General features: G+C 60.4%; 11 protein-coding genes. 8 read left to right on the forward strand and 3 right to left on the reverse strand.

Annotation, left to right across the window (positions count from 1 at the left end; genetic code table 11):
• Window positions 1-19: 19 nt before the first annotated feature.
• The 3 genes from ACI2KS_RS04575 to gap all read right to left on the reverse strand — a co-directional run bounded on the left by ACI2KS_RS04575 (window position 20) and on the right by gap (window position 2,849).
• The gene (locus ACI2KS_RS04575) at window positions 20-985 is read right to left on the reverse strand and encodes a FecR family protein (protein ID WP_404617634.1); all 966 of its coding nucleotides are present in this window, start codon (window positions 983-985) and stop codon (window positions 20-22) included.
• 98 nt (window positions 986-1,083) lie between these two features.
• Window positions 1,084-1,599, reverse strand: a complete 516-nt coding sequence (locus ACI2KS_RS04580) for an RNA polymerase sigma factor (protein ID WP_404617636.1) — start codon at window positions 1,597-1,599, stop codon at window positions 1,084-1,086.
• Window positions 1,600-1,847: 248 nt separating this feature from the next.
• Window positions 1,848-2,849 (reverse strand): type I glyceraldehyde-3-phosphate dehydrogenase, encoded by a 1,002-nt coding sequence (gene gap, locus ACI2KS_RS04585; protein ID WP_404617638.1) that lies wholly within the window; start codon window positions 2,847-2,849, stop codon window positions 1,848-1,850.
• A 237-nt stretch (window positions 2,850-3,086) separates the two neighbouring features.
• Here gap and edd point away from each other — a divergent pair, with 237 nt between their 5' ends.
• The 8 genes from edd to ACI2KS_RS04625 all read left to right on the forward strand — a co-directional run bounded on the left by edd (window position 3,087) and on the right by ACI2KS_RS04625 (window position 12,855).
• Complete coding sequence (gene edd, locus ACI2KS_RS04590) at window positions 3,087-4,913, forward strand: phosphogluconate dehydratase (RefSeq protein WP_404617640.1); 1,827 nt, start codon at window positions 3,087-3,089, stop codon at window positions 4,911-4,913.
• A gap of 8 nt (window positions 4,914-4,921) precedes the next feature.
• The gene (locus ACI2KS_RS04595) at window positions 4,922-5,875 is read left to right on the forward strand and encodes a glucokinase (protein ID WP_404618468.1); all 954 of its coding nucleotides are present in this window, start codon (window positions 4,922-4,924) and stop codon (window positions 5,873-5,875) included.
• A gap of 162 nt (window positions 5,876-6,037) precedes the next feature.
• Window positions 6,038-6,775 carry a response regulator gene (locus ACI2KS_RS04600; protein WP_404617642.1) on the forward strand — a complete coding sequence of 246 codons (738 nt, stop codon included), beginning with the start codon at window positions 6,038-6,040 and terminating at the stop codon, window positions 6,773-6,775.
• Between the two features lie 6 nt (window positions 6,776-6,781).
• Window positions 6,782-8,242, forward strand: a complete 1,461-nt coding sequence (locus tag ACI2KS_RS04605) for an ATP-binding protein (protein ID WP_404617644.1) — start codon at window positions 6,782-6,784, stop codon at window positions 8,240-8,242.
• 263 nt (window positions 8,243-8,505) lie between these two features.
• Window positions 8,506-9,792: an ABC transporter substrate-binding protein gene (locus tag ACI2KS_RS04610; RefSeq protein ID WP_404617646.1), complete on the forward strand. Its 1,287-nt coding sequence runs from the start codon at window positions 8,506-8,508 to the stop codon at window positions 9,790-9,792.
• A gap of 153 nt (window positions 9,793-9,945) precedes the next feature.
• A complete protein-coding gene (locus tag ACI2KS_RS04615) occupies window positions 9,946-10,854 on the forward strand; it encodes a carbohydrate ABC transporter permease (RefSeq protein WP_404617648.1) in 909 nt (302 codons plus the stop codon).
• Window positions 10,847-11,692, forward strand: coding sequence for a carbohydrate ABC transporter permease (locus ACI2KS_RS04620; RefSeq protein WP_404617650.1), 846 nt, complete (start codon window positions 10,847-10,849; stop codon window positions 11,690-11,692). Before ACI2KS_RS04615 ends, ACI2KS_RS04620 begins: the two co-directional genes overlap by 8 nt.
• 2 nt (window positions 11,693-11,694) lie before the next feature.
• Window positions 11,695-12,855, forward strand: coding sequence for an ABC transporter ATP-binding protein (locus tag ACI2KS_RS04625; protein ID WP_404617652.1), 1,161 nt, complete (start codon window positions 11,695-11,697; stop codon window positions 12,853-12,855).
• Window positions 12,856-12,897 lie beyond the last annotated feature (42 nt).

Below are 12,897 nucleotides of genomic sequence, written 5' to 3' on the forward strand. Positions count from 1 at the left end.
CGCGTAAAAATATTCAGGCTCAGTCCAGGATCACCATTGCGGGCAGCTCGTGCAGGCGTGCGCGGGTGATTTGCGCCAGGGAGCGAACCACGTCCAGCGGGTTGTCCAGACGGTAATTGCCCGTGACGGCCACCTGATCCAGACGTGTGCTGGCGCTGACGATCCAGCCTGGGTAGTAGCGGCGCAACTCGGCCAACACCTCGCCCATGGGGCAGTTATCGAAGACCAGCCGCCCCTCGATCCAGGCCAGGTCCTTGCCCTGATCGATCTTTTTCCGATCACCGAAACCATCGGGCCCGACCCGAAGGCTGTCGCCTGCGCCCAGGCTCACTTGAGAATTGCCACGGGTGGCGCGCACATCCAGCGCGCCGCGCTCGACCTGGATCTGCGCTACGCCGTCCAGGTAGCGCACGGCGAACGCGCTACTGCTGGCGCTCATGCGCACCGGCCCGGCTTCGACCTCCAGCGGCAAGCCCTTGGCGGTGGGCACCTCGAAAAACGCCTCACCCTCGTACAACCGGGCGACGCGCTGACGGTCATCCAGCTCGCTGGAGAAGGCCGATCGGGTGTTGAGCAGTACCTTCGAGCCGTCGGCAAGCTCCAGGCGCTGGCGCTCGCCGGCAACCGTCAGGTGATCGGCTTTGAGACGTAATGGCAGGTCGCTGAAATTGAATAAACCGAGCAACAGCACGGCGGCCGTGGCCAGGGGCAGCCAATGCGGGCGCAGGCGGCGCAGGGCGGATGGTTTTTTTGCCGCAGCGAGCTTCACCGCAGCGTCCAGCACGGGCTGTGAATTCCACACCGCTTGGGCCTGATCGAAGGCCTGGCGATGGGCCGGGTCTGCCGCCAGCCAGTGTTCAAAGCGCGCGCGCGTCTGAGCGTCGGCCGTTTCCAGCTCGATCAGCCAGCTCAATGCCTGATCCAGGGTGCTTTGATCGGCCAGCTTCGCAGCTTGGGCAGGGCCAGGTGAGTGAGAGTCCGTCAAGGAGCGTCCTCGGATACACGGTGTGGGGCGCGAGTCTAGCGTCAGAGTCGCTGAGCCGCCGCCGATTTTCTTATGGTTTGTGGATCAGGTCGCTGTCATCAGTGATCGAGCCGGGCAGCCACTGCGACACAGATCGCCATGATCAGCTTGAGCTCCTTTTGCACGGTGCTGGCAGAAACGCCCAGTTGTTCGGCGATTTCCAGATAGCTGCAGCCGTTCAGGCGGCTGAGGGTAAAAATCTTCTGTTGTCTGGGCGTAAGCTTTTCCAGGCTCGCGTTGAGGCTTTCCAACAGCCGGTCGGCGTGAGCGGCATCTTCCAGCGCGGCGTTGGGCGCAACGACGTTATGAATGTCGCTCAAGGGGGCGTCGTCAATCATGGTGCGTGAATGAATACGTCGGGCGCGCAGGTGGTCCAGCGCCAGATTGCGCGCGGTCTGGAACACGAACGGCTCGAGATGATCGATGGCTCGTTCGCCCAAGGCACGCGTCACGCGCAGATAGGTTTCCTGCAGCAGGTCTTCGGCGGTGCTGTGATTACGCACCATGCGCTGCAAGGTGCGCAGCAGTATCGTCCGCCGGGCCAGGAAAACGTCATTGAAGAGGGAGTGACTCACGGGGATACCCGACCAGAAATTCAGCAAATGATAATGCGTATCATCTCTACTGTTGGCAAGGTGGGGAGTTGCAAAGAATGTGTAAAGGGGTGAGTAAAGACCAAGGCCTTTAGCAGCCCGGCTTGCCGGCGGTGACGTCTGTGAGACCGCCTCCGCCGGCAAGCCGGACTGTTACAGGTTATGTATCGGTTGTTCCCATGCTCTGCAGGGTTACGCCGGCCGGGACGTTCTGCGCCCCGGTCTGAACCTTACTCCGCGTTCATCAGTGCCAGGCAGTTGTCCAGCATGCGGTTGGAGAAGCCCCACTCGTTGTCGTACCAGGCCAATACCTTCAGCAGGCGGCCGCTGACCTTGGTGTGGTTGGCATCAAAGATCGACGACAGCGGGTTGTGGTTGAAGTCGTGGGACACCAGCGGCAGGGTGTTGTAGCCCAGGATCTTGGAGTGCTGAGCGGCTTCTTTCATGATCGCGTTGACTTCTTCAGCGGTCGCATCGCGTTTGAGCTGAATGGTCAGGTCCACCAGCGACACGTTGATCACCGGCACCCGCACCGCCATGCCTGTCAGTTTGCCCGCCAACTCTGGCAGCACCAGGCCCACCGCTTCAGCCGCGCCGGTCTTGCTTGGAATCATCGACTGAGTGGCCGAGCGCGCGCGGTACGGATCGGTGTGATAGACATCGATCAGGTTCTGATCGTTGGTGTAGGCATGAATCGTGGTCATCAGGCCGCTTTCGATGCCCAGTTCGCGGTTCAATACCTGCGCCACCGGGGCCAGGCAGTTGGTGGTGCAGGAAGCGTTGGAGATGACACTGTGCGACTGACGCAGCACGTCATGGTTGACGCCGTACACCACGGTGGCGTCCGCACCTTTGGCAGGGGCGGAAATGATGACTTTTTTCGCACCGGCGGTGATGTGCGCGGCGGCTTTGTCCCGGTCCGTGAAGAAACCGGTGCATTCGAAGACCACGTCGATGTTCTGGGATTTCCACGGCAACTCTGCCGGATTGCGGATCGCCGTGACCGAAATGCGGTCACCGTTGACCGTCAGACTGTCCTTGTCGTGCTCGACAGTGCCGTCAAATGGCCCGTGAACGGTATCGAACTTGAGCAGATGGGCGTTGATCTCGCTGTCACCCAGATCATTGATGGCGACGACTTGCAGGTCCTGACGGTAGCCTTGGGTATAGAGTGCACGTAGGACGTTGCGGCCGATTCGGCCAAAGCCATTGATTGCGATGCGGAGAGTCATACACCCGTCCTCAGTAAATTTGTTGTTGGAATTACAAGATTATTCTCATAAAAATAGAAAACAAGCCCTTTTAGTGGCAGTATTTTGTTTTATCTACAAATAGAAACCCGTAAAGCCATAACAACTGTCTGAAAAATCAAGCCTTTGCTGAAGCGTTTCTCTTGGGGTCTGATTGATCGACGGGTTTTGTAAGTGCCTGAACGGGTGACCACATCCGCTAGCCTGGAGTTCATGACAATGCATCCCCGCGTCCTTGAGGTAACCGAACGGCTGATCGCTCGAAGCCGTGAAACCCGTCAGCGCTATCTGCAACTGATCCGGGGCGCGGCGAGCGACGGGCCGATGCGCGGCAAGCTGCAATGCGCCAACTTCGCCCACGGCGTCGCTGCCTGCGGGCCCGAAGACAAAAACAGCTTGCGGATGATGAATGCGGCCAACGTCGCCATCGTTTCTTCGTACAACGACATGCTCTCGGCGCATCAGCCCTACGAGCATTTTCCTGAACAGATCAAAAAGGCCCTGCGCGAAATCGGCTCGGTCGGCCAGTTCGCTGGCGGCGTGCCTGCCATGTGCGACGGCGTGACCCAGGGCGAGCCGGGGATGGAGCTGAGCATCGCCAGCCGTGAAGTCATCGCCATGGCCACCGCCGTGGCGCTGTCGCACAACATGTTCGACGCCGCGCTGATGCTTGGCATCTGCGACAAAATCGTGCCGGGTCTGTTGATGGGATCGCTGCGGTTCGGTCATCTGCCGACCATTTTCGTCCCGGGCGGGCCGATGGTCTCGGGCATTTCCAACAAGCAGAAAGCCGACGTGCGCCAGCGTTATGCCGAAGGCAAGGCGACCCGTGAGGAGCTGCTGGACTCGGAGATGAAGTCCTATCACGGCCCGGGCACTTGCACCTTCTACGGCACGGCGAACACCAACCAGCTGCTGATGGAAGTCATGGGGCTGCACTTGCCGGGCGCCTCCTTCGTCAATCCCTACACACCGATGCGTGATGCCCTGACCCGCGAAGCGGCGTTCCAGGTGACGCGTCTGACCAAGCAAAGCGGCGATTTCATCCCACTGGGAGAGATTGTGGACGAGCGTTCGCTGGTCAACTCGATTGTTGCCCTGCACGCGACGGGCGGTTCCACCAACCACACCCTGCACATGCCTGCCATTGCTCAGTCGGCAGGCATTCAGCTGACCTGGCAGGACATGGCCGACCTTTCCGAAGTCGTGCCGACCCTGACCCACGTCTACCCGAACGGCAAAGCCGACATCAACCACTTCCAGGCCGCTGGAGGCATGTCGTTCCTGATTCGCGAACTGCTCGATGCCGGCCTGCTCCACGAGGACGTCAATACCGTGGTCGGCCGTGGCCTGCGTCGCTATACCCAGGAGCCGTTCCTTGAGGATGGCCAGCTGGTCTGGCGCGACGGCCCGACTGAAAGCCTGGATGAAAGCATCCTGCGCCCAATCGCCCGTCCGTTCTCGCCCGAAGGCGGCCTGCGGGTGATGGAAGGCAATCTGGGGCGCGGCGTGATGAAGGTTTCGGCCGTGGCACTGGAACACCAGATCGTCGAGGCGCCGGCCAAGGTGTTCGAAGATCAGCAGGATCTGGCCGACGCGTTCAAGGCCGGGGAGCTGGAGTGCGATTTCGTCGCGGTCATGCGTTTTCAGGGCCCACGCTCCAACGGTATGCCTGAGCTGCACAAGATGACGCCGTTTCTGGGCGTGCTGCAGGATCGCGGTTTCAAGGTGGCGCTGATCACCGACGGGCGCATGTCAGGCGCATCGGGAAAAATCCCGGCAGCCATTCACGTTTGTCCCGAAGCTTCCGATGGTGGCCCTCTGGCACTGGTGCGTGATGGGGATCTCATCCGCGTGGATGGCGTGAAAGGAACATTGCAAGTTTTGGTCGAACCGGCAGAATTGGCCGCCAGAGAGCCGGCAATCGGTCGTCTGTCGCACAATGTCGGCAGTGGCCGCGAACTGTTCGGTTTCATGCGCATGGCCTTCAGCTCGGCAGAGAAGGGCGCCAGCGCCTTTACTTCGAATCTGGAGACGCTCAAGTGACATTGGCGATGGTGGGTGATATCGGCGGCACAAATGCTCGTTTTGCCATCTGGGAAGACGATCAATTGCATTCGATCCGGGTGTTCCCGACAGTCGATTACGCCAGTCCCGAGAAGGCCCTGCTGGTCTACCTGCAGGACCTGGAGCTGCAACTGGGCGATGTCGGCTCGATCTGCCTGGCGGTGGCCGGGCCGGTGACCGGTGACGACTTTCATTTCACCAACAGCCACTGGAAAATCAATCGCCAGTCGTTCTGCGCCGCGCTCAAGATCGACAACCTGATCATGGTCAATGACTTCACGGCCATGGCGCTGGGCATGACCCGCCTGGGCGACGATGAATACCTGACCGTACGCCACGGCAAGGGCGATCCGAAGGCTGCCCGCGTGGTGATCGGGCCGGGCACCGGACTTGGTGTCGGTACGCTGATCCGCACCGGTCAAAGCCACTGGACGGCGGTGCCGGGCGAGGGCGGGCACGTCGACCTGCCGATCGGCAGTCCGCGCGAAGCCTTGTTGTGGATGCGCCTGATGGCCAGCCACGAGCATGTCAGTGCCGAAACGATTCTGAGTGGCGCCGGTCTGTTGCTGCTGTATCAGGTCAGCTGCGCGCTGGACGAAATCGAGCCGGTATTGAAGTCGCCCGCGGCCATCACCTCGGCGGCGCTGGCTGGCGATGCAGTGGCCAGCGCTGTGCTGGAGCAGTTCTGTGTGTTCCTGGGTCGTGTCGCCGGCAACAATGTATTGACCGTGGGTGGTCGTGGCGGCGTGTATATTGCCGGTGGGGTGATCCCGCGGTTCATCGACTTCTTCACGCAGAGTGGTTTCAACAAGGCCTTTGCGCAAAAGGGCCTGATGAAGGATTACTTCAAGGATGTGCCGGTGTGGCTGGTGACGGCCGAGTATCCGGGACTGATGGGCGCTGGCGTGGCGTTGGATCAGGCGTTGATCGCGCAAGGCTGAGCGGGCACCTGCCCGTAGCAGCACGGCTTGCCGGAGGTGGCGGTTTCAAGGACGCTAGCGCCGGCAAGCCGGACTGCCACCGAGGCGAACGAGCGCAATCACTGCGACGTAAAACAGTTTCACCCCATAACAACAATTTCAGTGCTTACAAGGACGACCAAAGTGAACGCTGTCAGTAAATCGATCCTGGTGGTGGACGACGACCAGGAGATTCGCGAATTGCTGCAGGCCTACCTGAGCCGCTGCGGCTTTCAGGTGCGCACCGTAGGCGATGGAGCGCAATTTCGTCAGGCGTTCAATGACGAGCCCAGCGACCTGCTGATTCTCGATGTCATGCTGCCCGACGAAGACGGCTTCAGCCTGTGCCGCTGGGTCAGACACCACCCGCGCCAGCCCCATGTCCCGATCATCATGCTCACCGCCAGTTCCGACGAGGCCGACCGCGTCATCGGGCTTGAACTCGGTGCCGATGACTACATGGCCAAACCCTTCAGCCCGCGTGAACTCCAGGCCCGGATCAAGGCCTTGCTGCGCCGTGCCCAGTTCGGCCAGGAGCGTGCGGGGGGCGAGGTGCTGGTCTTCGACGAGTGGCGGCTGGACATGGTCAGCCATCGGCTGTTCCACAGCGACGGCGAGGAGGTGATCCTGTCCGGCGCCGATTTCGCGCTGCTCAAGCTGTTTCTCGACAACCCGCAGCAGATCCTCGACCGCGACACCATCGGCAATGCCACCCGTGGGCGTGAACTGATGCCGCTGGAGCGTATCGTCGACATGGCGGTCAGCCGGCTGCGGCAACGTCTGCGCGACACCGGCAAGGCGCCACGCTTGATTCGTACCGTACGGGGCAGTGGTTATCTGCTGGCGGCCAATGTGCTGCCGCAAGCCAGCAACGGTTACTGAGCACCGATGGGCACCGAGAAAAAGCGCCGCCTGCCAGTCCCGCGCTCATTGCTGGGGCGCATGCTGCTATTGACCCTGCTGGCGGTATTGCTGGCCCAGACCCTGTCCAGCCTGATCTGGCTTTCTCAGCTGCGCGCCACGCAGATGGAAGGTCTGGTCACCAGCGCCCGCAGCCTGGGCTTCTCCATGGCGGCCAGCGTGAGTTATTTCCGCTCCTTGCCCGTCGCCTTTCGGCCTCTGGTGCTGGACCAGCTGCGCAGCATGGGTGGCACGCGGTTCTTCGTCTCGCTCAATGACCGGCCGCTGGAGATGCAAGTGCTGGAGCCGACGGTGCGCAAGTCGGCGGTGATCGATGTGGTCGGCCAGGTGTTGCGGCAAAACCTGGGGGCCGATCCGGACATCCTGGTCCGGTTCGTGCGCCCGGAGGATCTGCGGATTTTCAACAGTGGGCTCAAACTCGATGAGTTGCCGCGCTCCTGGGCCCATTACGCCTTGACGCTGGAACCGGTGAACCCACCGGTGCTGGTCACCCAGATCGAGCTGTCGCCGGGGGAATGGCTGTACATCGCCTCCTTGCTGCCCGAGCCGTACACCATGCTCGAAGAAGAAGGCCTGCCGTCGCAACAAGTCTGGTTCATCGGCCTGACCAGTATTTTTCTGCTGGTGTTCATTGGCTTGTTGGTGCATTGGCAGAGCGGCCCGCTCAAGCGCCTGGCCCGTGCCGCGCGTGACCTGTCGCTGGGTGCCGACGTGGAACCGGTGGTTGAAGGCGGAGGCAGCGAGGTGATCGAGGTGACCCGCGCCTTCAACACCATGCGCGATCGCATCAGTCGTTATCTCACCGAGCGTGGCCAGCTGTTCAGCGCCATATCCCACGATTTGCGCACGCCCATCACACGCTTGCGTCTACGCGTCGAACTGCTCGACGACGAGGAGATGCAGGTCAAGTTCACTCGCGATCTGGACGAGCTGGAGCTGCTGGTCAAAGGCGCATTGCAATGCGTGAAGGACACCGATATCCATGAAAACATCGAGCCGGTTGACCTCAATCACGCGCTGGACTGCCTGATCGAGCCCTTTCTGGCGCCCGACGACGGTGGTCGGGTGACGATCAAAGGCCAGGCGATGTCGATGTTTTACGGCAAGCCCCTGGCACTGCGTCGCTGTATGGGCAACCTGATCGACAACGCCATCAAATACGGCGACAAGGCTCACTTGTTCATCGAGGACGACGCCCAGGCGTTCATCCTGCACGTCGAAGACGAAGGCCCGGGCGTACCGGAGCAGCGACTGGAGCAAGTCTTCGAGCCGCATTTTCGTCTGGCGGGCAAACAGCAGCAGGGCTACGGCCTGGGATTGGGCATCGCGCGCAACATCGCCCACAGCCACGGCGGCGAAGTGACGTTGCAGAACCTGCGCGAAGGCGGGTTGCGGGTGACGCTGTATCTGCCGCGCGGGATGGAATGAACCGCAAATCCGATCACGCTGCAGTCCCTGCGGGCGCCGGCTTGCTGGCGAATGCAGACGGCCAGTCGATAGCTCTTTGACTGGCACACCGCTTTCGCCAGCAAGCCGGCTCCTATAAGTAAAATCGATGCCTCTCCCAAATGTAACCATCCAGTGACACTCGCGCATCCCTTCGTTACCGTCCGCGCGAGTCCCTTGTTTAGAATCCATGCAGCGCAAGCGCCAAGACTTGCTCATGCATAACAACAAGAAAGGTCAATTAGATGAATTCGATCACCCGTCTCGCAGCATTCGTTTCTCTCGCCTCGTTGTTCCCTCTGAGCGCCATGGCCGCTGATTCCAAAGGCACCGTCGAAGTTGTCCACTGGTGGACGTCCGGTGGCGAAAAAGCCGCTGTCGATGTGCTCAAGGCCCAAGTTGAAAAAGACGGTTTCACCTGGAAAGACGGCGCTGTCGCCGGCGGCGGTGGTGCGACCGCCATGACCGTTCTGAAAAGCCGCGCTGTGGCTGGTAACCCGCCGGGCGTTGCTCAGATCAAAGGTCCCGATATCCAGGAATGGGCCTCCACCGGCCTGCTCGACACTGACGTTCTGAAAGACGTTTCCAAGCAGGAAAAGTGGGACAGCCTGCTGGACAAGAAAGTCTCCGATACCGTGAAGTACGACGGTGATTACGTGGCCGTGCCGGTGAACATTCACCGCGTCAACTGGCTGTGGATCAACCCGGAAGTCTTCAAGAAAGCCGGTATCGAAAAACCTCCTGCCACCCTCGAAGAATTCTACGCTGCCGGCGACAAGCTCAAGGCCGCAGGCTTCATTCCCCTGGCTCATGGTGGCCAGCCTTGGCAGGACAGCACTGTCTTCGAAGCCGTGGTGCTGTCGGTGATGGGTGCCGACGGTTACAAGAAAGCCCTGGTCGATCTGGATAACGCTGCGTTGACCGGTCCGGAAATGGTCAAGTCGCTGACCGAGCTGAAAAAAGTCGCCACCTATATGGATGTCGACGGCAAGGGTCAGGACTGGAACCTGGAAGCGGGCAAGGTCATCAACGGCAAGGCCGGCATGCAGATCATGGGTGACTGGGCCAAGAGTGAATGGACCGCAGCCAAGAAAGTCGCAGGCAAGGACTACCAGTGCGTAGCCTTCCCGGGCACCGACAAGGCCTTCACCTACAACATCGACTCCCTGGCGGTGTTCAAGCAGAAAGACAAAGGCACTGCTGCCGGTCAGCAGGACATCGCCAAAGTCGTGCTGGGTGAAAACTTCCAGAAAGTCTTCAGCATCAACAAGGGTTCGATCCCGGTGCGTACCGACATGCTGGCGGACATGGACAAGTACGGTTTCGACTCGTGCGCCCAGACTGCGGCCAAAGACTTCCTGGCAGATGCCAAAAGCGGCGGCCTGCAGCCAAGCATGGCGCACAACATGGCGACCACGCTGGCCGTACAGGGCGCGTTCTTTGACGTAGTCACCAACTACATCAACGACCCGAAAGCCGACCCGGCCGATGCCGCGAAGAAACTCGGCGCGGCAATCAAGTCTGCCAAGTAAGCGGTCGTATCGCTCCCCTTTGCAGGAGTGAGCTTGCTCGCGATGCCGTAGTGTCAGTGACTACCTCAGTACCTGACACTCTGCTATCGCGAGCAAGCCCACTCCTACGGGGAACGCGTTTGTAATCTTCATTTCTTTGTACTGGATTTCACCATGAGTTCTGTTGCTGTGTTCAGCAAAGCCTCGCCGTTCGATGCACTGCAGCGCTGGCTACCCAAACTGGTGCTGGCGCCAAGCATGTTCATCGTATTGGTGGGCTTCTACGGCTATATCCTGTGGACGTTCGTACTGTCGTTCACCAATTCCACTTTCCTGCCGACCTACAAATTCGTCGGGCTGGCGCAGTACGCGCGGCTGTTCGATAACGACCGCTGGTGGGTCGCGAGCAAGAACCTTGCGGTATTTGGTGGCATGTTCATCAGTATCAGCATGGTCGTCGGTGTGCTGCTGGCGGTTTTCCTCGATCAGCGTATTCGCCGCGAAGGCTTCATCCGCACCATTTACCTGTACCCGATGGCGCTCTCGATGATCGTCACCGGTACCGCGTGGAAATGGCTGCTCAACCCGGGCATGGGCCTGGACAAACTGTTGCGCGACTGGGGCTGGGAAGGTTTTCGTCTGGACTGGCTGATCGACCCGGACCGCGTGGTCTATTGCCTGGTCATCGCCGCTGTCTGGCAAGCCTCGGGCTTCATCATGGCGATGTTCCTGGCGGGCCTTCGTGGCGTCGACCAGTCGATCATCCGTGCCGCGCAGATCGATGGCGCGAGCATGCCCAAGATCTACTGGAAGGTGGTGCTGCCAAGCCTGCGTCCGGTGTTTTTCAGTGCCGTGATGATCCTGGCGCACATCGCGATCAAGAGCTTTGACCTGGTGGCAGCAATGACTGCCGGTGGTCCTGGCTACTCGTCCGACCTGCCGGCGATGTTCATGTACTCGTTCACCTTCAGCCGTGGCCAGATGGGCATGGGCTCGGCCAGTGCGATTCTGATGCTCGGTGCAATTCTCGCGATCCTCGTGCCTTACCTGTATTCCGAGCTGAGGACCAAACGCAATGACTAGTCTGGCGGGTAAACCTTCCATCAGCCTGAGCCGTGTCGCGATCTATGCGGTGCTGATCCTGGCTGCGCTGCTCTATCTGGTGCCGCTGGTGGTCATGCTGCTGACCAGCTTCAAGTCGCCGGAGGACATCGGCACCGGCAACCTGTTGAGCTGGCCTGCCGAGGTCACCGCTATCGGCTGGATCAAGGCCTGGGCAACGGTCAAGGGCTACTTCTGGAACTCGATCCTGATCACGGTTCCGGCGGTTTTGATCTCCACTGCCATCGGCGCCTTGAACGGCTATGTGCTGTCGATGTGGCGCTTCCGTGGCTCGCAGCTGTTTTTCGGTCTACTGTTGTTCGGTTGCTTCCTGCCGTTCCAGACCGTGCTGCTGCCGGCGTCCTTCACCCTGGGCAAGATGGGTCTGGCAAGCACCACCACGGGTCTGGTGTTCGTGCATGTGGTCTACGGCCTGGCGTTCACCACGCTGTTTTTCCGTAACTACTACGTGAGCATTCCCGATGCGCTGGTCAAGGCCGCACGCCTGGACGGTGCCGGTTTCTTCACTATTTTCCGGCAGATCATTCTGCCGATGTCGACCCCGATCATCATGGTCTGCCTGATCTGGCAGTTCACTCAGATCTGGAACGACTTCCTGTTCGGCGTGGTGTTCTCCAGCGGTGATTCGCAGCCCATCACGGTGGCGCTGAACAACCTGGTCAACACCAGTACCGGGGTCAAGGAATACAACGTTGATATGGCGGCGGCGATGATCGCCGGGCTGCCGACCCTGCTGGTCTACGTGGTCGCAGGCAAGTATTTCGTGCGCGGGCTGACGGCCGGCGCAGTCAAGGGGTAATCATGGCAACGCTCGAACTTCGCAATGTAAACAAGACTTACGGGGCCGGTCTGCCGGACACCCTGAAGAACATCGAATTGTCGATCAAGGAAGGCGAGTTCCTGATCCTGGTCGGTCCTTCGGGCTGTGGCAAGTCGACCCTGATGAACTGCATCGCGGGCCTGGAAAACATTACCGGCGGCGCGATCATGATCGGCGATCAGGACGTCAGCGGCATGAGCCCGAAAGATCGCGACATCGCCATGGTGTTCCAGTCCTACGCGCTGTATCCGACCATGAGTGTGCGCGAGAACATCGAATTCGGTCTGAAGATCCGCAAGATGAGCCAGTCGGCCATCGACGAGGAAGTCGCACGGGTTGCCAAGCTGCTGCAGATCGAACACCTGCTCAATCGCAAGCCGGGCCAGCTCTCCGGTGGTCAGCAACAGCGCGTGGCCATGGGCCGTGCACTGGCGCGTCGGCCGAAGATCTATCTGTTCGACGAACCATTGTCCAACCTCGACGCCAAACTGCGGGTCGAGATGCGCACCGAAATGAAACTGATGCACCAGCGCCTGAAGACCACCACGGTCTACGTGACCCACGACCAGATCGAAGCGATGACCCTGGGCGATAAAGTGGCAGTCATGAAGGACGGCATCATTCAGCAGTTCGGTACGCCGAAACAGATCTACAACGATCCGGCCAACCTGTTTGTCGCCAGCTTCATTGGCTCACCGCCCATGAACTTCATTCCGCTGCGCCTGCAACGCAAGGATGGCCGTCTGGTGGCACTGCTGGACAGTGGTCAGGCGCGCTGCGAACTGCCGATGAGCATGAGTGACGCAGGGCTTGAGGACCGTGAGGTGATTCTGGGCCTTCGCCCTGAACAGATCGTGCTAGCGTCCGCTGAAGCTGCAGGGATGCCGACCATTCGCGCCGAGGTGCAAGTCACCGAGCCGACAGGTCCTGACACGCTGGTCTTTGTCACGCTCAACGAAAGCAAGGTTTGCTGCCGTCTGGCGCCGGATGTCGCGCCAGCGGTTGGCGAGACCCTGACCCTGCAGTTCGATCCGGCGAAGGTGTTGCTGTTCGACGCCAAGACCGGGGAACGTCTGGGGGCACTGGGAAAGTCGCAGCCCGCTGAAGGCATGGGAAACGTCACGCGGCTCAACCGCAACTGATCCCGCACGCAGGAGCACTGCGTCGACGAGCACATCTGACGG

The organism is Pseudomonas sp. NPDC087358 (genome assembly GCF_044900785.1).
Lineage (GTDB): Bacteria > Pseudomonadota > Gammaproteobacteria > Pseudomonadales > Pseudomonadaceae > Aquipseudomonas.